The 22,139-nt window shown below is 61.8% G+C and carries 21 protein-coding genes and 2 tRNA genes; 17 read left to right on the top strand and 6 right to left on the bottom strand.

The features are described 5' to 3' along the window. The first annotated feature begins 54 nt into the window (after positions 1–54). Complete coding sequence (locus GSR16_RS18140) at positions 55–714, top strand: HugZ family pyridoxamine 5'-phosphate oxidase (RefSeq protein WP_159879856.1); 660 nt, start codon at positions 55–57, stop codon at positions 712–714. On the opposite strand, the gene GSR16_RS18135 is transcribed toward GSR16_RS18140, so the two are convergent. The 3 genes from GSR16_RS18135 to GSR16_RS18125 all read right to left on the bottom strand — a co-directional run bounded on the left by GSR16_RS18135 (position 711) and on the right by GSR16_RS18125 (position 4,527). Further along, positions 711–1,412: a S4 domain-containing protein gene (locus tag GSR16_RS18135; protein ID WP_159879854.1), complete on the bottom strand. Its 702-nt coding sequence runs from the start codon at positions 1,410–1,412 to the stop codon at positions 711–713. The two genes, GSR16_RS18140 and GSR16_RS18135, sit on opposite strands and share 4 nt — an antisense overlap. Before the next feature lie 87 nt (positions 1,413–1,499). Beyond that, on the bottom strand, positions 1,500–2,777 hold the full coding sequence (locus tag GSR16_RS18130) for an HD-GYP domain-containing protein (RefSeq protein ID WP_159879852.1): 1,278 nt from the start codon (positions 2,775–2,777) through the stop codon (positions 1,500–1,502). A gap of 139 nt (positions 2,778–2,916) precedes the next feature. Then, on the bottom strand, positions 2,917–4,527 hold the full coding sequence (locus GSR16_RS18125; RefSeq protein WP_159879850.1) for a methyl-accepting chemotaxis protein: 1,611 nt from the start codon (positions 4,525–4,527) through the stop codon (positions 2,917–2,919). A 252-nt stretch (positions 4,528–4,779) separates the two neighbouring features. On the opposite strand from GSR16_RS18125, the gene GSR16_RS21380 reads away from it, so the two are divergent. Continuing rightward, positions 4,780–4,908, top strand: a complete 129-nt coding sequence (locus GSR16_RS21380) for a hypothetical protein (RefSeq protein WP_276608559.1) — start codon at positions 4,780–4,782, stop codon at positions 4,906–4,908. A 21-nt stretch (positions 4,909–4,929) separates the two neighbouring features. On the opposite strand, the gene GSR16_RS18120 is transcribed toward GSR16_RS21380, so the two are convergent. The 3 genes from GSR16_RS18120 to GSR16_RS18110 form a co-directional block, all read right to left on the bottom strand. Further along, a tRNA-Met gene (locus tag GSR16_RS18120) sits at positions 4,930–5,006 on the bottom strand. 32 nt (positions 5,007–5,038) lie between these two features. Beyond that, a tRNA-Met gene (locus GSR16_RS18115) sits at positions 5,039–5,115 on the bottom strand. A gap of 94 nt (positions 5,116–5,209) precedes the next feature. Then, complete coding sequence (locus tag GSR16_RS18110) at positions 5,210–6,361, bottom strand: class I SAM-dependent methyltransferase (RefSeq protein ID WP_159879848.1); 1,152 nt, start codon at positions 6,359–6,361, stop codon at positions 5,210–5,212. A 134-nt stretch (positions 6,362–6,495) separates the two neighbouring features. Here GSR16_RS18110 and GSR16_RS18105 point away from each other — a divergent pair, with 134 nt between their 5' ends. From GSR16_RS18105 to GSR16_RS18035, 15 genes are all read left to right on the top strand, one after another. Beyond that, positions 6,496–7,269, top strand: coding sequence for a pteridine reductase (locus GSR16_RS18105; RefSeq protein ID WP_240902532.1), 774 nt, complete (start codon positions 6,496–6,498; stop codon positions 7,267–7,269). An 89-nt stretch (positions 7,270–7,358) separates the two neighbouring features. Then, positions 7,359–8,345, top strand: a complete 987-nt coding sequence (gene ttcA, locus GSR16_RS18100) for a tRNA 2-thiocytidine(32) synthetase TtcA (protein WP_159879846.1) — start codon at positions 7,359–7,361, stop codon at positions 8,343–8,345. Between the two features lie 46 nt (positions 8,346–8,391). After that, entirely contained in the window at positions 8,392–9,135 is a 744-nt protein-coding gene (locus GSR16_RS18095; RefSeq protein ID WP_045846913.1) for a polyamine aminopropyltransferase, read from the top strand. Between the two features lie 225 nt (positions 9,136–9,360). Further along, positions 9,361–10,665: a nucleotide sugar dehydrogenase gene (locus tag GSR16_RS18090; RefSeq protein WP_159880897.1), complete on the top strand. Its 1,305-nt coding sequence runs from the start codon at positions 9,361–9,363 to the stop codon at positions 10,663–10,665. Positions 10,666–10,737: 72 nt separating this feature from the next. Continuing rightward, positions 10,738–11,802: a Gfo/Idh/MocA family protein gene (locus GSR16_RS18085; protein WP_159879844.1), complete on the top strand. Its 1,065-nt coding sequence runs from the start codon at positions 10,738–10,740 to the stop codon at positions 11,800–11,802. Positions 11,803–11,882: 80 nt separating this feature from the next. After that, positions 11,883–12,419, top strand: coding sequence for a DUF4337 domain-containing protein (locus tag GSR16_RS18080; RefSeq protein WP_159879842.1), 537 nt, complete (start codon positions 11,883–11,885; stop codon positions 12,417–12,419). Between the two features lie 21 nt (positions 12,420–12,440). After that, the gene (locus GSR16_RS18075) at positions 12,441–13,010 is read left to right on the top strand and encodes an acyltransferase (RefSeq protein ID WP_089083712.1); all 570 of its coding nucleotides are present in this window, start codon (positions 12,441–12,443) and stop codon (positions 13,008–13,010) included. Positions 13,011–13,093: 83 nt separating this feature from the next. Further along, a complete protein-coding gene (locus GSR16_RS18070; protein ID WP_159879840.1) occupies positions 13,094–14,191 on the top strand; it encodes a DegT/DnrJ/EryC1/StrS family aminotransferase in 1,098 nt (365 codons plus the stop codon). Positions 14,192–14,193: 2 nt separating this feature from the next. Further along, positions 14,194–15,489 (top strand): lipopolysaccharide biosynthesis protein, encoded by a 1,296-nt coding sequence (locus GSR16_RS18065; RefSeq protein ID WP_205677461.1) that lies wholly within the window; start codon positions 14,194–14,196, stop codon positions 15,487–15,489. Further along, on the top strand, positions 15,476–16,711 hold the full coding sequence (locus tag GSR16_RS18060; RefSeq protein WP_159879838.1) for a DegT/DnrJ/EryC1/StrS family aminotransferase: 1,236 nt from the start codon (positions 15,476–15,478) through the stop codon (positions 16,709–16,711). The genes GSR16_RS18065 and GSR16_RS18060 overlap by 14 nt, the downstream gene beginning before the upstream one ends. Next, entirely contained in the window at positions 16,708–17,796 is a 1,089-nt protein-coding gene (locus tag GSR16_RS18055) for a glycosyltransferase family 4 protein (RefSeq protein WP_159879836.1), read from the top strand. The genes GSR16_RS18060 and GSR16_RS18055 overlap by 4 nt, the downstream gene beginning before the upstream one ends. Next, complete coding sequence (locus GSR16_RS18050) at positions 17,793–18,890, top strand: glycosyltransferase family 4 protein (protein WP_159879834.1); 1,098 nt, start codon at positions 17,793–17,795, stop codon at positions 18,888–18,890. The genes GSR16_RS18055 and GSR16_RS18050 overlap by 4 nt, the downstream gene beginning before the upstream one ends. 11 nt (positions 18,891–18,901) lie before the next feature. Beyond that, on the top strand, positions 18,902–19,594 hold the full coding sequence (locus GSR16_RS18045; RefSeq protein WP_159879832.1) for a DUF1345 domain-containing protein: 693 nt from the start codon (positions 18,902–18,904) through the stop codon (positions 19,592–19,594). A gap of 33 nt (positions 19,595–19,627) precedes the next feature. After that, the gene (locus GSR16_RS18040) at positions 19,628–20,857 is read left to right on the top strand and encodes a glycosyltransferase family 4 protein (protein WP_159879830.1); all 1,230 of its coding nucleotides are present in this window, start codon (positions 19,628–19,630) and stop codon (positions 20,855–20,857) included. Positions 20,858–20,967: 110 nt separating this feature from the next. Further along, positions 20,968–22,089, top strand: coding sequence for an acyltransferase family protein (locus tag GSR16_RS18035; protein WP_159879828.1), 1,122 nt, complete (start codon positions 20,968–20,970; stop codon positions 22,087–22,089). Positions 22,090–22,139 lie beyond the last annotated feature (50 nt).

Below are 22,139 nucleotides of genomic sequence, written 5' to 3'. Positions count from 1 at the left end.
TGCCGGGGGTAAAATCAGCGGCTGGATCGATCCGCCCCGATGGGAGTCTTGCCTGTGAAAATCGCCCCTGCCGCCGCCCTGCAACTCTTGCATGCCCAGCATCACGCCACGCTGGCCACCCATTCGCAGCAGTTGCCCGGTTACCCCTATGCCACGGTATTGCCCTATGTGCTGGATGAACAGCAGCGTCCGCTGCTGCTGATCAGCGCCCTGGCCGAACACACCCGCAATCTGCTGGCTGACGGGCGTTGCAGCCTGTCAGTGCTGGAGGCCGGTGCCAGTGACGTGCAGGCTGCGGCAAGGTTGACCTTGCTGGCGGATGCTGTGCGTTTTGAGCCGGATGCACTCTTGCGCCAGCGGTTTTTGCGCTATCAGCCAGCGGCTGAACAACTGCTGCAACTGGATTTCATGTTCTTCCGGCTGCAGCCCATCCGCCTGCGCTATATCGGTGGGGTGGGGCGCATGGGCTGGCTGGAGGCGGCAGAGCTGGCAGGAGTCTGCCTGTCACTGCAGCAGGAGGCCGACTGGCTGGCTCAGGCACACGTACCGGATGGCGTCTGCTTGCTGGGCATGGATGCTGGCGGTGTGGATTACCGCCTGGATGATGAGGTGGGACATCGCCGCCAGCCCTGGCAGGATGGTTTGAGGCTGGAGGCTGAGCTGGGAGCGGTGCGGCAGGCGCTGCTGGCCGGTCTGGGAAGCGATCTGGCCTAGAACGATTCCATCGGCAACAGATAGCGCCACTGCCCGACAGGAAGCTCGCCGATACCCAGTTTGCCGATGCGGATGCAGCGCAGACCCAGTGGCTGCAGACCCAGTGCTTGGCAGATGGCCAGCGGCTGGCCGGGCTGTACGGCGGATAACACCATGCGCAGCTGGCGGTCGCTCTGGCGGCTGATTTTCAGGCCACGTGGCGGCTTGCCCGGCCATGTCAGCTGCTGCAGCTGCTGTTTGAGCGCGTCAGCCGTGGGAGCGCTGTCCAGCTGCACCAGATATTCCTGTTCGGCATCCGCCAGTTTGCGTGCCAGTTTTTTGTCCAGCGTCAGTGCCAGCAGGCCGTGACTGCCCGCATCCAGTGCACCTGCCTGTTGTAAGGCCTTCAGATGGCGCGGGTTGAAGTTCACTTCGCTGCCGTCGCGCGCAAATCGCTGTGCGGGGCTGATCAGGCTGGCCAACGGCAGCTGGCTGTCTGCGCTACGGTTGAGCAGCAGACTGATGCTCAGTTCACCCAGTACCATGCGCGGGGCCTCCAGCTCGATGCGCTGGTCTGCGCTGACGCGGCTGCCCAGTTGCTGCACCACCTGGCCATCCACCCGTACCCGGCCCTGCTCGATGAAGGCATCGGCCTCGCGGCGCGAGCATAAACCCAGCTCCACCATGCGCTTGGACAGACGCATTTCCTGTTCACTCATCTTGCTGATTCTCCGGTCGGGGCGACGCATGGTCGGGGTCGGCGATTATCCGCCCCTGTCCCGGCGCTGGCAATCGCGGCAATGGACTCAAGCCAGGCAAGCCGCTGGCAGGGCTGCTGCCATGGCACCGTCCATATCGCCTGCCGCCAGCGCAAGAATGGCAGGGTCTATGCGTTGTTGCTCGGCAAAGCCTTGCAGGGTGGCCAGAACTTCGGCCGCACTGAGACCGGTGCGATACGGACGGTCCTGCGCCAGTGCCTGGAAAATGTCGGCCACACGCAAGATGCGTGCTTCCACGCTCAGGCTGGCAGTCCCCAGATGGAAGGGATAGCCGTGGCCATCCGGCTCCTCATGGTGATAGGCAGCCCAGCAGGCAATCTCCTCGAAACCGTGGATGTGGCGCAGGATCTGGTAGGTTTCGAAGCTGTGCGCATTGATCAGGCTGCGTTCCCGTGCATCCAGTCCGGCCGGTTTTTCCAGGATTTCATCCGGTACCCGCAGCTTGCCAAGGTCGTGCAGCAGGGCGGCAATTTCAAGTTGCTCACAGCGCGGAGCGGGCAGGCCCATTTTCTCGGCCAGCCAGCGCGACAAGCCGGCTACACCCAGCGAGTGGTGGGCGGTAAACGGGCTTTTGGCATCGACAATGCAGGAAAACAGTGTGGCCAGCTGTTTGAGCTGGGTAGTGCTGGCGGTGCAGGGTTGGTGCAACTCGCGCATGTCTTGCAGCACGCCGGCAATGCCGCGTGCTTCCAGTTGCAGCCAGAATGCCTCTGCTTGCGAGGCACGCAAAAACGCGTCAACCAGATGCGGGGCAAAATGCCCACCCCGGCGTTGCTCAATTTGCTGGCGGATGGCAGCGGCATGTACCAGTATTTCCCCGCCCTGATAGTAGGGTGCGGCCAGGGCATCCACCCGGTCTACCAGATAGATCAGATTGGCCTGCTCGGCGATATGCGTGGGGACTGCAGGCATGGCATGCAGTATTTCCCATTGCGTATGGTGGTAGCGCACCGGTTCCGCCATGGCGGCCAGCGGTGAAAAACTGGCCAGCAGCCTGGCTCCGGTGATGCAGTGCTGTTGCGAACCTGCCCAGTCGAATTCGTTGACCAGGTGCTGATGGGTGCGGGTGGAAGACACGCCGATATCGTGCAGCAGGCCCAGATCAAACATGAAGCCCGCCTGCTGGCGATCCTGCCCCAGCGTGCGTGCGCAGTGGCAGGCCATGATGCCGACGCGCTTGCCGTGGGCAACGTCGTCGATTCCGACCAGATCCAGCGCATCGGACAGTGCCTGGATGACTTCGCGCAGGTCGACGCGGATGCTGCCATCAGCAGCGGTGGCAGGTGTAGCGGGAGCGACAGGCATGGTGGTCTTTCGCATCAGATGGTAAGGCAGTCTGTAGCAGAGACTGTTCTTTCAATCTAATGCATGCCCCGTTTTGCCGAAAGCCCAAGGACAACATCATTTGCGCCAAGGCAGACCACATGACAGTCTGCCAGGCAGTTTAAAGCTGGTAGGCCGCCACGATATCCTGCATGCGACGGGCTGAGTCATCCAGTGCTCGGGCGGCAGCCGAGGCCGTGGATGCATCGTCATTGGCGTTTTGCGCCATGCGGGCAATATGGTCGACCTGCAGGGCAATATCGGTACTGGCACTGGCCTGCTGGCGGATGGAGACGGCGATATTGCCCACCAGTCCCACCAGGTCGCGGGTGGTATCGCCAATGCGCTCGATGGCATCCTGCGCGACATCGGCTCTTTGCATGCCGGTTTCCACCCGTGCCACGGTGGCGGCCATGGCCTTGCCGGTTTCTTCGTTGCTATTGGCGATGGCGGTGATCACGCGGTTGATTTCGCTTGTCATGCTGCTGGTGCGCTCGGCCAGCTTGCGCACCTCGTCGGCCACCACGGCGAAGCCGCGTCCCTGCTCGCCGGCGCGGGCGGCCTCGATGGCGGCGTTCAGCGCCAGCAGATTGGTCTGATCGGCCACGTCCTTGATGACAGACACCGCCGACACGATGGAACGCGCCTGTTCTCCCAGGAGGCGTACGCTGTCGGAGGCCGTGCTGACGGTACCGGCAATGTCGCGGATGTCGCTTACGGTGGCGCTGACTACCTTGCCACCGCTGCCGGCCAGCTCGCCGGCACTCAGTGCCTGCTCGTTGGTGGTGGCCGCCTGGCTACCCACATGATTGATGCTGACGGTCAGTTGCTGCACGGTGCTGGCCACGCTGGCGGAAATGTCGCTCTGCCTGGCGGCGCTGCCGGCCACCTCGCCCGAGGCACGGACAACAGCGGCCGAGGCTGCCGTCAACTGGCGGATATTGCCGGTGAGCTCGCCCAGGCTCAATTGCAGCCGCGCAATCAGGCTATTGAATGAGGTGGCGGTGGCCCCCAGTTCGTCGTCGCTGTCCTGCGGGGCACGACGGGTAAAGTCCAGTGAGTCGGCAATACCGGTAATGGCTTGCTGCAGGCCGCTGATGGCACGGGACACCGAGCGGGTCAGCGACCAGCTCATGCTACCCACCACGGCCAGACAGAGCAGGACGGTGGCCAGGCTCAGTAATTGCACAAACTGCAACAGGCCGGTGGCATGGCCGGCCTCCTGCTGGGTCAGCTGGTAGTTGTAATGCAAGTGGGCATCACCCGCTCCCAGCACTGCCCGGGCCGTAGGAACCAGCTGGCGCAGGGCTGACTTGGCCGCCACGATGTCGCCGTTTTCGGTGGCTTCCAGATAGGGCTTGAGCACGCGGGCGTAGTCGTCCAGCCGGGTCTGGTCCTGTGCCAGCAGTCGCTGGTCTTCGCTGCCTAGCGCCTGGGTCCGGTAGGTTTTCAGTGCCGCGCGGGCATCCTGCTCTTCGTCGCTGATGAGCTTGGGCAGCCGCTGCAATTCATTGGCATTGTCGGTGGCACCCAGCAGCAGGGCATCCACGGTCATTTTCAGCGCATCGGTCTGGAAACGCTGCAGGGTCTGTACGCTGGGCAGATCCCCCACCACCAGGCGTTGAATGAATTTTCCCAGACTGAACTGGGTATAGCCCATGACGCCTCCCAGCATGCACAAGCCTGTCGTGGTGACGATGGCCAGCATGGTGAGCCTGGATTTGATCTGCATGATGCACTTCCCTGTTGCATGCTCGTTAGCAACCGGCTGCGCCAGGCAGCCGTTCCCGATACCCGCATTGCAAAATGGCGGATAATATTTGATCTGTGTTTTTTTGTAGGGGGAAGTCTGTCTTGGTGTAGGGACGGCGATTTTTTCGCTCGATTGCCCTGTTTCTTGTCGTTATTTGTCTGCTGGAACGGCTTTTGGTGTGCCCGTTGTCCATGTCGGCATGTTGTGCATGGGCATGGCTGGAGGGTATTAATGCAGATGTTTGATCAAATATGCAAGATTTTTTGCCGGAAGCCCTGCGATCTGTTGCAGATGCGCGCCGCCATGCAGTGGCTTGGTTTGGTTTTGGCAAGCTGGAAAAACAAAAAAGCCAACTCGTGAGAGTTGGCCTTTTGCTGAAACTGGTGGCGAATCAGGGACTCGAACCCCGGACCTGCGGATTATGATTCCGTCGCTCTAACCGACTGAGCTAATTCGCCGTGAAGCCTGACAAGTCAAACTTCGCAAACTGTGGTGGCGAATCAGGGACTCGAACCCCGGACCTGCGGATTATGATTCCGTCGCTCTAACCGACTGAGCTAATTCGCCACGTTTCTCGATGCGCTTGCACCGAGACGCGAACTATACGCAGCGTTTTTTAGGCTGTCAACCACAAATGCAGACAAATCACCTGCAGTCCGGCTTACAAGGTGTGGCAGCGGTCACCTTGTACAAAACCCTGCCAGTCGATGCTCACACCACGGCCAAAGCCGATCACCTTGAACAGTTCGCCCATCTCCTGCATGGACAGCAGCTTTTGCACCATGGCCACCACCGGCAGGTAGCTGGCACTGTCGTCAGCATCCAGTTCGCCCAATAGCTGGGTGATGCCGGCATTGATCAGGAATTGCGCCTGGGTGGTGTAGCCGATCAGGTCCAGCCCGGCGTCGATGCCGGACTGGGCAATGGCGGTGAAGTCCACGTGGCAGGTGAGGTCCATCAGGCCGGGCAGGAAGAAGGGGTCATCCACCGTGTGATGACGGTAATGGCCGATCAGGGTGCCCATATGGCGTTGCGGATGATAGAACTCGCCCGCCGGATAGCCGTAATCCACCAGCAGGATGGCACCGCGCACCAGATGGCGCGCCAGGGTGTGAATGAAGGCGGTGTTGCTCAGGCTCAGTTCGCTGATATAGCCGGCTTGGTGAATGTTCAGCGCCGCAGCCTGCTGTTGCAAGGCCGGGTCCTGGATGGGGCGGTCCTGCCAGACAAAGTTGTCGCCATCCAGCGCCACGCCGCGCTGCAGTGGTTCCGGTGTCCAGTGCAGCAGCTCGCAGGGCATGGCATCCAGCACTTCATTGCCTATCACCACGCCGTCCATTTCTGCCGGCAACTGGCTGAGCCATTCCACCCGCTCCGCCAACTGCGGCAGCGTACGGCGGATGGCATCCTGCTGGCGGGCAATCAGGTCGGCTGACAGGTCAATGATGACGTAGCGTTGCGGTAGGCAGTCCAGCGCTTGCAGTTCGCTGAGGATATCAATGGCCAGCTTGCCGGTGCCGGCACCGAATTCATACACCGTGCCGGCAGTTTGCGGCAGCAGCTCGGCAATCTGCCGGGCCAGGGTGCGGCCGAAGTAGGCCGACATTTCCGGCGCGGTGGTAAAGTCACCGGCGCTGCCCAGCTTGTGGCTGCCGGCCGAGTAATAGCCCATGCCCGGCGCATATAGCGCCAGTTCCATATAACGTGAAAACGGAATCCAGCCACCGGCATTGCTAATGACTTTGCGGATGTGGGCGCACAGCGCCTGGCTGATGGCCAGCGCATCGGCGCTGGGGGCGGGTAGGGTGGTCATGACGTGCATCCTGCTACAATGTGCGGCGATTGTGGGCGAAAGCGGCGCAGGGGTGAAGAGGCACTGCGCATTTTGTTGTCGGCGCAGTCCGCAAACACAGCACTACAAGGCAGGCAAGAAAGGCTGAACAGGACATGAAGCAACAGCAAGACAGCTTGATGCAAGTGAATGAACAGCGTGTGGTACTGATTACCGGCGGTGCGCGCCGGGTAGGGGCCGGTATTGCCCGGCGACTGCATGCGCGCGGTGTGCGGCTGGTGTTGCATTATCGCGGTTCGCAAGCGGATGCCGAAGCATTGGCTGCCGAGCTGAATGCACAGCGAGCGCAATCGGTTGCACTGCTGCAGGCCGATTTGCTGGACATGCAGGCGGTGCGTCAGCTGGCGGCACAGGCCATTGCCGCGTTCGGGCGGCTGGATGGGCTGGTCAACAATGCCTCCAGTTTTTTCCCTACCGAAATCGGCCAGATCGACGAGTCGGCCTGGCATGACCTGATGGGCAGCAACCTCAAGGCACCGCTGTTTCTCAGCCAGGCGGTGGCCCCGGCCTTGCGCCGTACTGGCGGTGCCATTGTCGGCATTTCCGATATCCATGTGGACCGGCCAATGAAGCGCCACGTGGTGTACAACCTGGCCAAGGCCGGGCATGCCCAGCTGATTCGCAGTTTGGCGCTGGAGCTGGCGCCGGATGTACGGGTGAATGGTGTGGCACCGGGGGTGAACCTGTGGCCGGAAGGCGAGGCGTCTTTCGATGCAGCCGAGCGCGCCGCCATCGAAGCCAGCATTCCCTTGCAGCGTACCGGCCAGCCGGATGACATTGCCCGTGCGGTGGCCTTTTTGCTGCTGGATGCCAGCTATGTCACCGGTCAGATCCTGGCGGTGGATGGCGGACGTGGCATCGTGTTGTAGTACTTGTGACGGCTTGCCGGGCAAGAACATGGATTGTTGCAGGGAAAAACAGTAAAATCGCCTGTTTTTCAATTTCTTAGCCGTACCCCATGTCCGAACAGAACACCGTGCTCGACGACAAGGCCAAAAAGGCCGTGTTCGAGGGCAACAAACTGGCCAAGCGCCTGCGTCACCACGTGGGTGATGCCATCAATGATTTCAACATGATCGAAGAGGGTGACCGGGTCATGGTGTGTCTGTCCGGCGGCAAGGACAGCTACACCCTGCTGGACATCCTGCTGGGTCTGCAAAAATCCGCCCCCATCGACTTTTCCATCGTCGCCGTCAACCTGGACCAGAAACAGCCCGGTTTCCCGGAAGATGTACTGCCCGGCTATCTGGCGTCCATCGGGGTGGAATACCGCATCATCGAAGAAGACACCTACTCCATCGTCAAAAAGCTGGTGCCGGAAGGCAAAACCACCTGCAGCCTGTGCTCGCGCCTGCGTCGCGGCATCCTGTACCGCGTGGCCGACGAGCTGGGTGCCACCAAGATTGCGCTGGGCCACCACCGCGACGACATCCTGCACACGCTGTTCCTCAATATGTTCTACGGCGGCAAGCTCAAGTCCATGCCGCCCAAGCTGGTGTCGGACGACGGCAAGCACATGGTGATCCGCCCGCTGGCCTATTGCCGCGAAAAGGACATCATCCGCTACGCCGACTTGCGCCAGTTCCCCATCATTCCGTGCAATCTGTGCGGCTCGCAGCCCAATCTGCAGCGCCAGGTGGTGAAGGAAATGGTCAACGACTGGGACAAGCGCTTCCCCGGCCGGGTGGAGAGCATGTTCCGCGCGCTGCAAAACGTGGTGCCGTCCCATTTGTGCGATACCGGCCTGTTCGACTTTGCCGGTCTTAAAACCGGTGACAGCCCCTTCGAGAATGGCGACACCGCCTTTGACAAGGAAGAGTTCCGCGATCCGCCAATGCCGCTTGACGACGGAGAAGAAGCCGTCACCGCACCGGCGCGTCGTACCATCAGCATTCTGGATTCGCGCAAACCGGCGCAGCAGGAGGAGGGTGGCTGTGGCGCGTAGAGCCTTGCATCCTTTCCGCCGCCGCGTGCGTGCCGCGGTGGAGGACATGCCGGAAGTGGAAATCTCCGAAGCCGGCAATATCCGGTCCTTGCATCTGGGCTCGGAAACCATCCAGAGCTCGATGGACATGGACGAACCGGCCGAGCTGGTATTGTCCTACAGCCGCGCCATGATGGCCTTCCTGCTGTGGAACGACGACCCGCGCCATATCCTGCAAATCGGCCTGGGTGGTGGTTCCTTTGCCCGCTTCATCGACGAATACCTGCCGGAAGCCGTCAGCGTGGCGGTGGACATCAACCCGCAGGTCATCGCCGTGGCACGTGCCTTTTTCAAGCTGCCGGAAGAGGGTGATTTCTTTGAAATCATCGAGGCCGACGGTGCGGATTACGTGAAGATTTTCCGTGGTTCCACCGACGCCATTCTGGTGGACGGTTTTGATGGCTTGCAGATTGTGGACGAACTGACCACCGAAGACTTCTTCGAAGACTGCAAGCGTGCGCTCAGTCCCAATGGCGTGTTTGTCACCAACTGGTGGAGCGGCGACAAGCGCTATCACAGCTTTGTCGAACGTTTGCTGTCGGTGTTTGAAGGCCGCGTGCTGGAACTGCCCTCGGCCAGTCACGGCAATGTGGCGGTGCTGGCCTTCCGCCAAAGCCCCACGCTGACCCAGTGGGAGGCGCTGAAAGAGCGTGCCGACCGGCTGGAGTGCCGTTTCGGGCTGGAGTTTGGCGAGTTCGTCAATCGTCTGAAACAGAACAATCAGGGCAGTGCCGGGCATCTGCTGATCTGAGCGGGCTGAGCGTGGCGCTGTCGGCTGTGTTGTCACGTTTGGTAACGCCAGCGGCTTGCCAAGCAGGCGTATAATGCTGCGCTTGCAACTTCACAAGCGCGGTTTGAGCCAGATCAGCAAGCCCGCCAGCCAGGCGAGGCACACTGCCAGACCTTACCGAATTCAGTGCATGGCTGCCCGGATGCAGCCATGGCAGGTTTTTACTTTGTTGGGACTATCATTGTGATCAAGCAGCAATTGCTTAACCGTATCGCGGACAAATCCGCCGTTATCGGCATTGTCGGCCTGGGCTATGTCGGCCTGCCGCTGATGCTGCGTTTTGCCGAAGTGGGCTACAAGGTACTGGGCTTTGACATCGACCAGAGCAAGGTCGATGCCCTGACTGCTGGTAAAAGCTATATCGAGCATATCAGCGCCGACAGCATTGCCACCGCGCTGGAACGCGGCTTTGAAGCCACCACCGATTTTTCCCGCGCGCCGGAAGCCGACACCCTGATTCTGTGTGTGCCGACCCCGCTGAACAAATACCGCGAACCGGACCTGAGCTTCGTGCTGGACACCATGGACAGCCTGGTGCCCTACCTGCGCGAAGGCCATCTGGTATCGCTGGAATCCACCACCTACCCGGGCACCACCGACGAAGAACTGCTGCCGCGCATGGAATCCCGCGGCTTCAAGGTGGGCGAGAATGCCTTCCTGGTGTTCTCGCCGGAGCGTGAAGATCCGGGCAACCCCAATTTCACCACCCGCACCATTCCCAAGGTATGCGGCGGCTACAGCCCGGCCTGCCAGGAAATCGGCGTGGCGCTGTACAGCGCGGTGATCGACAAGGTGGTGCCGGTATCCTCCACCCGCGCCGCGGAAATGACCAAGCTGCTGGAAAACATCCACCGTGCGGTGAATATCGGTCTGGTCAACGAAATGAAGATCGTGGCCGACAAGATGGGCATCGACATTCACGAAGTGATCCGCGCTGCCGCCACCAAGCCTTTCGGCTTCGTGCCCTACTATCCGGGCCCGGGCCTGGGCGGCCACTGCATTCCGATCGACCCGTTCTACCTCACCTGGAAAGCGCGTGAATACGGCGTGAACACCCGTTTCATCGAGCTGGCCGGTGAAGTCAACAGCGCCATGCCCGATTATGTGGTCTCCAAAGTGGCCGCTGCGCTGAATCTGCGCAAGAAGGCCATCAACGGCAGCCGCGTGCTGGTGCTGGGTATTGCCTACAAGAAGAACGTGGACGATATGCGCGAAAGCCCGTCGGTATTCCTGATGGAAAAACTGCGCGACCTGGGCGCGGACGTGTCCTACAGCGACCCGCACGTGCCGGTCTTCCCCAAGATGCGCGAGCACCATTTCGCGCTATCCAGCGTGGCGCTGGATGCGGCTACCATTGCCAGCTACGACTGCGTGTTGCTGGCTACCGACCACGACAAGTTCGATTACACGCTGCTGAAGCAACACGCCCAGCTGATTGTCGACAGCCGTGGCAAGTATCTGGACCCCGCCGACCACATCGTCAAGGCCTGACCCTGACGGCATGACGCAAGCAGGCGACCCCGTGGTCGCCTTTTGCCGTTTAAGCACAGAACGGAACACACCATGAAAACCGTACATCACGCCCCGATTACCGACCGCAAGATCCGCTTCGCGCTGGTTGGCTGTGGCCGCATTGCCAACAACCATTTCGGTTCGCTGGAAAAACACGAAGACCGTGCCGAACTGGTGGATGTCTGTGACATCGACCCGGCTGCACTGCAAGCTGCGGTAGAGCGCACCGGCGCCCGTGGCCACAGCAACCTCACCGACATGCTGGCCGCCACCAATGCCGACATCATCGTGCTGACCACCCCGTCCGGCCTGCATCCGGCGCAAAGCATCGAATGTTCCGAAGCCGGTTTCCACGTGATGACGGAAAAGCCGATGGCCACCCGCTGGGAAGACGGCCTGGCCATGGTGAAAGCCGCCGACAAGGCCGGCAAGCGCATGTTCGTGGTGAAGCAGAACCGCCGCAACGACACCCTGCAACTGCTCAAGCGCGCGATGCAGGAAAAACGCTTTGGCCGCATCTACATGGTCAACGTCAACGTGTTCTGGACCCGTCCGCAAAGCTATTACGACCAGGGCGGCTGGCGCGGCACCTGGGAATTCGACGGCGGTGCCTTCATGAACCAGGCCAGCCACTATGTGGACCTGCTGGACTGGCTGATCGGCCCGGTGGAAAGCGTGCAGGCTTACACCGCCACGCTGGCGCGCAACATCGAAGTGGAAGACACCGGCACTGTCAGCGTCAAATGGCGTTCCGGCGCGCTGGGCAGCATGAACGTGACCATGCTCACCTACCCGAAGAACCTGGAAGGCTCCATTACCATCCTGGGCGAGAAGGGTTCGGTCCGCGTGGGCGGTGTGGCGGTGAATGAAATCCAGCACTGGGATTTTGCCGAACCGCACGCCATGGATGACGAAATCAAGAACGCTAGCTACGCCACCACCAGCGTCTACGGTTTTGGTCACCCGCTGTACTACGACAACGTGATCAACGTGATGCAGGGCAAGGCCGAGCCGGAAACCGACGGCCGCGAAGGGCTGAAGTCGCTGGAACTGCTGATTGCCATGTATCTGTCGGCGCGCGATGGCCGTCGCATCAGCCTGCCGCTGGATTACTAAGCACCGCTCCAGGCATGTCCGGCGCTCGGCCATCCAGCCGGTGCGCCCGTTTCCCGATTACCGCATGACAAAGCAGGTTTATGGCTGAAGAAAAGAAAGACCCCTGGCTGAATTATTTGGCGCTCACCACCGTCATCCTGGCGGTGTGCGCCACCTTGTCCACCTTCAAGGGCGGCGGTTTTTCCACCCGCAGCGTGATCGCCCAGGCCCAGGCCTCGGACCAATGGGCCTACTATCAGGCCAAGGGCATCAAGGGCAATCTGTATGATGTGGAGCGTGAACGCTTGCAGTTCGAGCTGGACAGCCTGCCGGCCAACGCAACGACTACACAGCGCGAACACTATCAGGCCCAACTGAAGAAAGTGGGCGACAAGGCTGCCCGCTATGCGGCCGAGCGCAAGGATATCGAAAAGACCGCCCGCAAACTGGAAGCCGAGCGCGATGCCGCCCAGCGTCAGGGCAAGCCGTTTGGCGTGGCGGTGATCTTCCTGCAAGTGGCCATCCTGATTTCCTCCATCGCCGGCCTGTTCAAGCGCAAGGCGGTGTGGCTGGCGGCACTGCCGGTTGGCCTGCTTGGCCTGGTGTATTTTGCCGATGGTTTTTTCCTGTTTTTCTGACCCCCGTCCGGAGGCCCGCCCATGACCCAATACACCGTACACCCTACCGCCATTGTTGATGAAGGCGCACAAATCGGCGCCGACACCCGTATCTGGCACTGGGTGCATATCTGCGGCGGCGCCAGCATTGGCGAGCGCTGCTCCTTCGGCCAGAACGTGTTTGTCGGCAATGATGTGCAGATCGGCAACAACGTCAAGATCCAGAACAACGTGTCCATCTACGATGCCGTTACGCTGGAAGACGACGTGTTCTGCGGGCCGTCCATGGTGTTCACCAATGTCAACAATCCGCGCAGCCATGTCAGCCGCAAGGATGAATACCGCCGCACGGTAGTGAAGCGCGGTGCTTCCATCGGTGCCAATGCCACCATCGTCTGCGGCCATCAGGTGGGCGAATATGCCTTCATCGGTGCCGGTGCGGTGGTAACCCGCGACGTACCGGCCTATGCGCTGATGGTGGGCACCCCGGCCAAGCGCATCGGCTGGATGTGTGCCTGCGGCGAGCGTCTGCCCAATGACATCGGCACCCACGCCTGCCCGGCCTGCGACAGCTTTTACCAGATTGGCGGCAATCACTGCACTCCGGCCTGAACCGGAGCAGCCTGCACCGCCTGAAACCATTCAATCCCGACGGCTGCCCGCACGGCAGCCCGGCCCCAGTAAGGAATCGAGCCATGAGCATCCAGTTCATCGACCTCAAAGCGCAGTACCAGCATCTGAAAGCCGACATCGACGCCCGCATCCACGCGGTGCTGGATCACGGCCAGTACATCATGGGGCCGGAAGTCAAGGAAGTAGAACAGCAACTGGCCGCCTACACCGGCGTCAAGCACGCCATCGGCGTGTGTGACGGCACCAAGGCGCTGCTGATTGCACTGATGGCGCTGGGCGTGGGCCGTGGCGACGAAGTCATCACCACGCCCTTTACCTTTATCGCCACCGGCGAAATGATTGCCCTGCTGGGTGCCACCCCGGTGTTTGTCGACATCGACCCCGTCAGTTACAACCTGGACCCGGCGCTGCTGGAAGCCGCCATCACCCCGCGTACCAAGGCCATCATGCCGGTCAGCCTGTACGGCCAGTGCGCGGACTTTACCGCCATCAACGCCATTGCCGACAAGCACGGCATTGCGGTGATCGAGGACGGCGCACAAAGCTTTGGTGCCAGCCAGCACGGCAAGAAATCCGGCAACCTGTCCACCATCGGCTGCACCAGCTTCTTCCCCAGCAAGCCGCTGGGCTGCTATGGCGACGGCGGTGCCTGCTTTACCAATGACGACGAACTGGCGAAGAAAATGCGCGAAATCCGCGTGCACGGTCAGGACCGTCGCTACCACCACCCGGTGATCGGCCTGAACGGCCGTCTGGATACCATCCAGGCCGCGGTGCTGCTGGCCAAGCTGCCCAGCTTTGCCGACGAAGTGGCCGCGCGTGAGCGCATTGGTGCCCGCTACAGCGCGCTGCTGCAGGACGTGGCCCGCGTGCCGGTGATCGGCGCGGGCAATACCCACGTTTACGCGCAGTACACCATCGAGGTGGACAATCGCGAAGCGGTACAGAAAGCCCTGCAGGAACTGGGCGTGCCCACAGCCGTGCATTACCCGATTCCGCTGCACCTGCAACCGGCCTTTGCCCATCTGGGCCAGGGCGAAGGCAGCTTCCCGCTGGCCGAAGCCGCCGGCAAGCGCGTGATGAGCCTGCCGATGCACCCCTTCCTGGATGAAGCCACCCAGGATGCCATCGTCGCTGCGGTGAAAAAGGCACTGGGCTGAGCGTGCTGGCCAAACTCAAGGCCAGGCTGGGGCAGGGCGGCTTTGCCCGCAATGTCGCCACCCTGGCTGGCGGCGCTGCCGTGGCGCAGTTCCTGCCGGTATTGTTCACCCCGCTGCTCACCCGGCTGTACAGCCCGGCCGACTTTGGCGTGCTGACGCAGTTTGTCGCCTGGCTGTCCAATCTGGTGGTGATTGCCACCTGGCGCTACGACATGGCAGTGGTGCTGCCGGAAGAAGAGAGCGACGCCATGCGCCTGATGGTGCTGGCGCTGCTGTTCAACACTCTGCTGCTGGCGGTGCTGAGCATTCCGCTGCTGGCCGCCGGACCGTGGATTGCCGCCGGGCTGCATGCCCCGGCCATGGCCCCGTGGCTGCCCTTGCTGCCGCTGGGCATCTGGGTGGCGGCCAATAACCAGATCTGGACCAACTGGAACAACCGCCAGCGCCGCTACAGCGCCAATGCGCAGGGTCGTATGGGCCAATCCGCCGCCATGGTGACGGTGCAACTGGCAGCAGGCTTTGGCAAGCTGGGTGCGCTGGGTCTGCTGCTGGCACAAATTTCTGGCCAGACCGCCTCCTGGCTGCTGCAAGCGCGGCAAGACTGGCGCGCACTGCCGCAGTGGCTGCGTACCGCCCGTTCCGGTGGCATGGGCCGTATCCTGCGCCGCTATCGTGAATTCCCGCTGGTCAACACCCCGCATGCCTTTGTAGTGGCCTTGCAGGATTCCTTGATGGTCCAGTTGTTGGGCATGCTGGCCACCGCCGAACTGATGGGCCATTACGGCCTGGTGGTGCGGGTGCTGAAACTACCCGCCGCCTTGTTGGGGCAAGCCGTGTCGCAAGTGCTGTACCGCGATCTGGCCGAAGCCCATGCCAAGGGCCACAGCCTGCGGCCCTTGCTGAAAAAGGCGCTGCTGGTGCTGTCCGCGCTGGCGATTGTGCCCTTTCTCATCATCATGGCCTGGGGCGGGCCGCTGTTTGCCTTTGCCTTTGGCGAACAATGGCGCGATGCCGGCCAGATTGCCGCCACATTGACGCCGTCCTTCTTCTGCATGTTCCTGGCTGCGCCTTGCTTCATGGTGCCCATGGTGCTGTCGCGCCAGCGCCAGTCGCTGCTGTTTGCCCTGCTGGGTGTGGTGGTGAACCTGGGCTCGCTGGGCGTGGTGTACTGGGCGGGGGAGAATGCCCATCAGGTATTCCGTCTGCTGTCGGTGACGGTTTCCATCTATTACATCATCTACATGGTCTGGGTATTCCGGCTGTGTCGCCAACTGGAGCAAGACCATGCTCACGGCTAATTCACTGAGCCTGTGCGATTACCTGTCCGCCTTGCCCGGCATGCTGCGTGGCCGCGCATTCCAGCGCGCTGCGCTGCGGCGCGAGCTGGCAGCCTGCTTTGGCGTGGACGAGGCGCGCATCGGCCTGTACGACACCGGCCGCGCCGCGCTTCGCGTGCTGTTGCAGCAACACGGCATCGGCGCAGGGGACGAGGTGATTGTCCCGGCCTATACCTGTGTGGTGGTGCCTAACCAGATCCCGGCGCTCTCGGCCACGCTGCGTTTTGTCGATGTCTCTGCCGATACCCTAAATTTTGACTGGAAGGTGCTGGCCGCCGCCATCGGTCCGGCCACCCGCGCCGTCATTGTGCCGCACAATTACGGCTTGCCGTGCCGGGTGCCGGAGGCGCTGCGCGCCGCCCATCCGCAAGTGAAGTTTATCGATGATGCCGCCCACGGCTTTGCCAGCCAGCTGGATGGCCAATGGTTGGGCAGCTATCACGACGGGGCTTTCTTCAGCTTTGAATATTCTAAGAACCTGACTGGCGGCATCGGCGGCCTGGCCATCTTTCCGCCCGGCATGCCCGGCATGACCACCCCGCAGCAGGACTGGCCGGAACTGTCCTGTGCGGATGAATGGCGCTTGCTGGCCACGCTCAAAGCCCATCTGCTGAGCGCACGCTGGCCGCTGCTGGGCCGCATCACCATGGCGATCAACCGTCGTCTGGGCCTGATTTACCGCTCGGCCGATGCCGAAGTGACACAGGGCATGCCGCACCCGGTGCGCGCCATGCCGCTGCTGTCCAGCGTGCTGGTGCGCCGCCAATTGGCCCATCTGCCCGCCACGCTGGCGCACAAGCAGGCGCTGGCGCAGCGTTATCAACAGGCACTGGCGGCACTGCCGTCCATTACCCAATGGGCAGTGCCTGCAGGGGCGCAATGCCACTGGGTGCGTTACCCGTTTGCGCTGTCTTGTCCTCAGGCCAACAAGGCCGCCGTGGCGCGGCGCTTGAGCCAGGCCAGCGGGCTGAATATCGGCGTGTGGTTTGACGATGTGATTCACCCGGCCGGTTCTTTCCGTCACGGTTATGTCGCCGGTAGTGCGCCGCAGGGCGAGCGGCTGGCGGCCACGGTGCTGAACCTGCCGATGAATATTGCGCTGGCCGACAACACCGCGCTGGCGCACAAACTGGACCAGCTGCTGGCGGAACTGCACCGCATCGAGAAAGAAAATATCCAATGAAGCTGTTGTTGATCGGTTCTGCCTCGGTACACACCTGGCGTTACCTGGCCGGTATCGCCCCGCATGTGGACGAAATCTGGCTGGCCTGCAATGGCGAAGTCCCTGCCGACAAGCGTCCGGCCAATCTCAAGGGCGAGCTGCGCCTGGACTTTGGCCTGAAGGCACTGGGCAGCGCAGGCACATTGCGTCGCTGGATAGCACAGATCCAGCCGGACCTTGTCCATGTGCATCAGGCCAATAGCGTGGCCTGGCATGCGCGCCGGGCACTGGCGGGTAGCCCTGTGCCCATGGTGCTGACTGCCTGGGGCTCGGACGTGCTGCTGCTGCCAGACAGCAACCGGCTGATGCGGCAGATGGTGAGCGCCAATCTGCGTGCCGCGACGGCCATCACCTCGGATTCGCTGTACATGGCGGCGAAAATCCGCCAGTTGGCTGGGGATAACTGCCGTATCGACGTGCTGAATTTCGGCATGGACGCGCTGCCGGCGCAGCCGGATATCGCGGCCAAGGCCAACAAGGTGCTGTCCTGCCGTCTGCACAAGCCGCTGTACCGCATTGACGCCATCCTGCATGCCTGGCAGCAGGTGGAAGCCAGCGGCCGTTACCCGGACTGGAGCCTCACCGTGGCCGCCAGTGGCGAGTCCACCGACAGCCTGAAAGCCCTGGCCAGCCGCCTGCAACTGCAAAGGGTGGAATTCACCGGCTTTGTGTCATCCGCCGTGCTGGGCGCGCTGTACCAGGAGTCGCGCCTGTTTGTCAGCGTGCCCCGCTCGGACGCCACCAGCATCAGCCTGCTGGAAGCCATGGGGCACGGTTGCCTGCCGGTATTGTCCAATCTGCCGGCCAATGGTGAATGGGTGATTGACGGCCTGAATGGCCTGATTGCCGAAGACATCGCCCGCTTGAGCGACAGCCTGCTGTCCGGCATGGACTGGGCGGCGGACAATGCCCGTCTGGCGCAGGCGGTGCAGCTCAACCGCCAGCTGGTGGTCCAAAAAGCCCTGCATCACACCAATATGCAGCACTTTGCCGATCTCTATGCCAGCCTGCTGTCCGGGCCGGCACACAAGGATTCTGTCGTATGAAAGTAGCCCATCTCACTTCCGCCCATCCGCGTCACGACATCCGCATTTTCGTCAAGGAATGCGCCACGCTGGCCGCAGCCGGTCATGAGGTGAGCCTGATCGTGGCCGATGGCTTGGGCGAGGAAATCAACAAGGGTGTGCGCTTTCACGATGTCGGCCCCAAGACCGGCGGCCGTTTTGCCCGCATGACCGGCACCACCAGCCGGGTATACCAGGCGGCATTGGCGCTGCGCCCGGACATCGTGCATTTTCACGACCCGGAGCTGATTCCCGCCGCGCTGCGTTTGAAGCAGGCCGGTATCAAGGTGATTTACGACGTACACGAAGACATGCCGCGCCAGATTCTGGCCAAGCACTGGATTCCCGGTGCCATCCGTCCCCTAGTGTCCGGCAGCTTTGAAACGGTGGAAGACTGGGCAGCCAAACGCTTTGACGCGGTGGTGACGTCCACGCCGCACATCCGCAAGCGTTTTGCCAAACTGGGCGGGCGGGTGCTGGATGTGTGCAACTTCCCCATTCTGGAAGAGCTGGTGCGCGATACGCCGTGGGACAGCCGCAAGAACGAGGTGTGCTATATCGGCGGCATCAGCCGCATTCGCGGTATCGAACCCATCGTGGCCGCACTGCCGGATACCGCCACCCGGCTGAATCTGGCCGGTATCTGGAGCGAGAGCGACCTGCGCGCCAAGCTGGAAGCACAAGCCGGCTGGGCCAGGGTGAATGATCTGGGCGTGCTGGACCGTAAGGGCGTGGCCCAGGTGCTGGCGCAAAGCAAGATCGGCCTGGTGACGCTGTTTCCCACTCCCAATTACGTGGATGCGTTGCCGATCAAGCTGTTCGAATACATGGCCGCCGGCATGCCGGTGATTGCCAGTGATTTCCCGGTATGGCGCGAAATCGTCGATGACGCCGGCTGCGGCGTGCTGGTGGACCCGCAAGACCCGCAAGCCATTGCCGCTGCCATCAACAGCCTGATGGCGGATGAAGACCGCATGCGCCAACTGGGCGAGGCGGGCAAGCAGGCGGTGCTGCAAAAATATAGCTGGGCGGCAGAAGGCCGCAAGCTGGTGGATCTCTACGCCCAACTCGCCTGAGGCAGACAAATATGGACAAACCCATCCGTCACCATCACGGCCCGCTGGCCCGGCTGATCCACATCCTGCGTACCCGGCCCCGCTTGTTGTCTGCCATCGTGTTTGGCCTCTGCATGGCGCAGGCGCTGACCATGTTTACCCCGATGCGCACCCTCACCGCCTATGTGATTGGCTGGAATGCCGGAGCCGGTCTGTATCTGCTGCTGGCACTACATATGATGCATGGGGCTGATGCCGAACGGATCCGCCATCGTGCGGCGCGGCAGGACGAGGGCGAAATGGCCATCCTGATGCTGGTGGTGCTGGCGGCGATTGTCTGCCTGCTGTCCATCGTGGCCGAGCTGTCGGTAGCGAAAGACCTGCACGGCGGCAGCCGCGGCCTGCATATCGGCCTGTCGGTGCTCACCATCTTCACCAGCTGGTTGTTCACCCAGGTGATGTTTGCCCTGCATTACGCCCACCAGTACTACGTGGCGCTGTTTCGCTATGGCAAGCCGGGACTGGAATTCCCGGGGGACGAAGAACCCAATTACAGCGATTTCTTTTATTTTGCCGCCGTCATCGGCACCTCGGGCCAGACGGCCGACATCAGTTTCAGCTCACGGGCCATGCGCCGCATCGGCTCCGTGCATTGCATCCTGTCCTTCCTGTTCAACACTACCGTGCTGGCGATGATGATCAATATCGCCGCCGGTCTGTTCTGAACGGCGGGCACTTAAATCCGGAAAAGCAGCAGCGTGCGCATTCTCTATATCAATCACTATGCCGGCAGCCCGCGCCACGGCATGGAATTCCGCCCCTATTACCTGGCGCGCGAATGGGTCAAGGCTGGCCACGAAGTCAATATGCTGGCGGCAGATACCTCGCATCTGCGCCAGACCAATCCGCAGTTGTCGGCCAAGTATCAGGACGAAGACATCGACGGCATCCGCTACACCTGGTGCAAGACCCCGGCCTATCCGGGCAACGGCCTCAAGCGGGTGATCAACATCTTCAGCTTTCTGGGCAAGGTGATGGGCCTGTCCGGGCGTTATCTCAAGGAGTGGAAGCCGGACGTGGTGATTGCCTCGTCCACCTATCCGCTGGATACCATCCCCGCCGCCTTCATCGCCGGCAAGACCGGGGCGCGGCTGGTGTACGAGGTGCACGACCTGTGGCCGCTGACACCGGTGGAAGTGGGCGGCATGTCGCGCTCCCACCCCTTTATCCGCCTGATGCAGTGGGCCGAGGATTTCGGCTATCGCAAGGCGGATACCGTCATCTCCATGCTGCCCTGCGCGCGCGACTACATGATGGAACATGGCATGGCGGCGGAAAAATACCATGTCGTCCCTAACGGTGTGGACGTGGCCGAGTGGCAGGACGCGGACACTCCGCTGTCCACCGAGCACCTGGACGCACTGGCCAAGCTGAAGGCGGACAAGCGCTTTCTGATTGGCTATGCCGGTGGTCATGGTCTGGCCAATGCGCTGGACTTCCTGCTGGAAGCGGCTGCCCGGCTGCAAGATACGCCAGCCAGCTTTGTGCTGGTGGGCGATGGCCCGGACAAGGCCGCGCTGGTGGAGAAGGCTGCCGCAATGGGGCTGACCAATGTGCAGTTTTTGCCCAGCATTCCCAAGCGCGCAGTGCCGGCTTTCCTGGCGGAAATGGACAGCCTGTTCATCGGCTGGCGCAAGCTGCCCATCTACCGTTTCGGCATCAATCCCAACAAGCTGTTCGACTACCTGATGGCGGGCAAGCCGGTGATCCACTCGGTGGAAGCGGGCAACGACATGGTCAAGGACGCAGGGGCCGGTTTCAGCGTGGGCGCGGAAGACCCGGCCGCCATTGCCGAGGCCGTGCGCCGCATGCTGGCCACCACGCCCAACGAGCGCGGCCGCATGGGCGCAGCCGGACGGCAATATGTGCTGGCGCATCACGACTACCGCGTATTGGCGCAGCGCTTTCTGCAAGCGGTGCTGCGCTGAGTGCGACAAGGGTGAAAAAGTCGTGCAAACCTGTACTAACGGCGAGGATAATAGCGGTTTTCCCTTTATGGCCCGCGTATTGCTAGCGCAGGCAACAGGTGATGACTGCAATGAGTAGCAGCAAGCAGCATGTGCGTTTTGATTTTGCCGATGGCCTGCGTGGCGTGGCCATCCTGTGTGTGATCCTGTTTCATTTCACCCAAACCTTCTGGCAGCATCGCGAGCGCATCAGCGACATCCTCAATATGGACCCGCTGGAAGGTTACGCCGGGGCGTCTTTTGTATTGCCCTTCAATCTGGGCGCGGTGGGTGTTGGGCTGTTCCTGCTGATATCCGGGCTGCTGATTCCGCTGTCACTCACCCGCATGGGTGGCTTGCGTTTTGCCGTGTCGCGGGTGTTCCGCATTTACCCCACTTACTGGGCCGGGCTGGCGGTAACGTTGCTGGCCTTGTGGATTGCCGCCTGGCTGGCGGATAACGACTTCGACATCACCCGGCGCGATGTCATTGGCCATGTCAGCATCGCCTTTCAGGACATGCTGGGCGGGCGCAATATCGACCCGGTGATGTGGACGCTCAAGGTGGAGCTGTGGTTCTACGCCTTGCTGGGGACAGCGTTTGCACTCACCGGCAAACGCATCAAGTGGGCCATCTGGCTGCTGCTGCCGCTGGTGGCCATGCTATGCCGTGGCCCGGATGCGCAAGGCCTGCACGGCCAGCTGGCGCATTTCTGGGCCTATGACCAGTATTTCCTGTCCTCGGTGGTGTGTTATTTCCCGCTGATGTTTGCCGGATGCTGGTGTTATTTCTATTTGACCGGGCAGGCCGGTGCGCTGGAAACCGTGCTGCATTTTGTCGGCCTGCTGGCGCTGTTTGTGTGGGTGACCAATTGGCCATCGCCGGAGCTGTACGGCAGCTACGCCATCGGCATCAGCCTGTTCGTGCTGGGTGTGCTGCGCCCGGCACTGTGGAGCAGCCGCTGGCTGGCGCGGGTGGCCGCGATCAGCTATGCCTGGTATGTCTGTCATTCCAATGCCGGCTATGTGCTGATGGAAGTGCTGGCTATGTACAATCTGCCGTGGTGGCTGCTGGTGGCCGCCGCCACCGTGATGACCTGGTATCTGGCACTGGCCATCAACCGCTGGGTGGAACTGCCCACGCAGAAGCTGGGCAAGCGCGCCGCCGATGCGTTGAAAGAGAAACCGGCCACCGATAATCTGGCGCGCCAGTAAGAGCAGCTGACAAAAACCCTGCTGCTGCGTTGCGCCGCCTTGCCCCAGGG

It is taken from the genome of Aquitalea denitrificans (assembly GCF_009856625.1).
Lineage (GTDB): Bacteria > Pseudomonadota > Gammaproteobacteria > Burkholderiales > Chromobacteriaceae > Aquitalea > Aquitalea denitrificans.
Note: the sequence above shows the minus strand (reverse complement) of the source record. Positions and strands in the feature narration are given on the sequence as shown.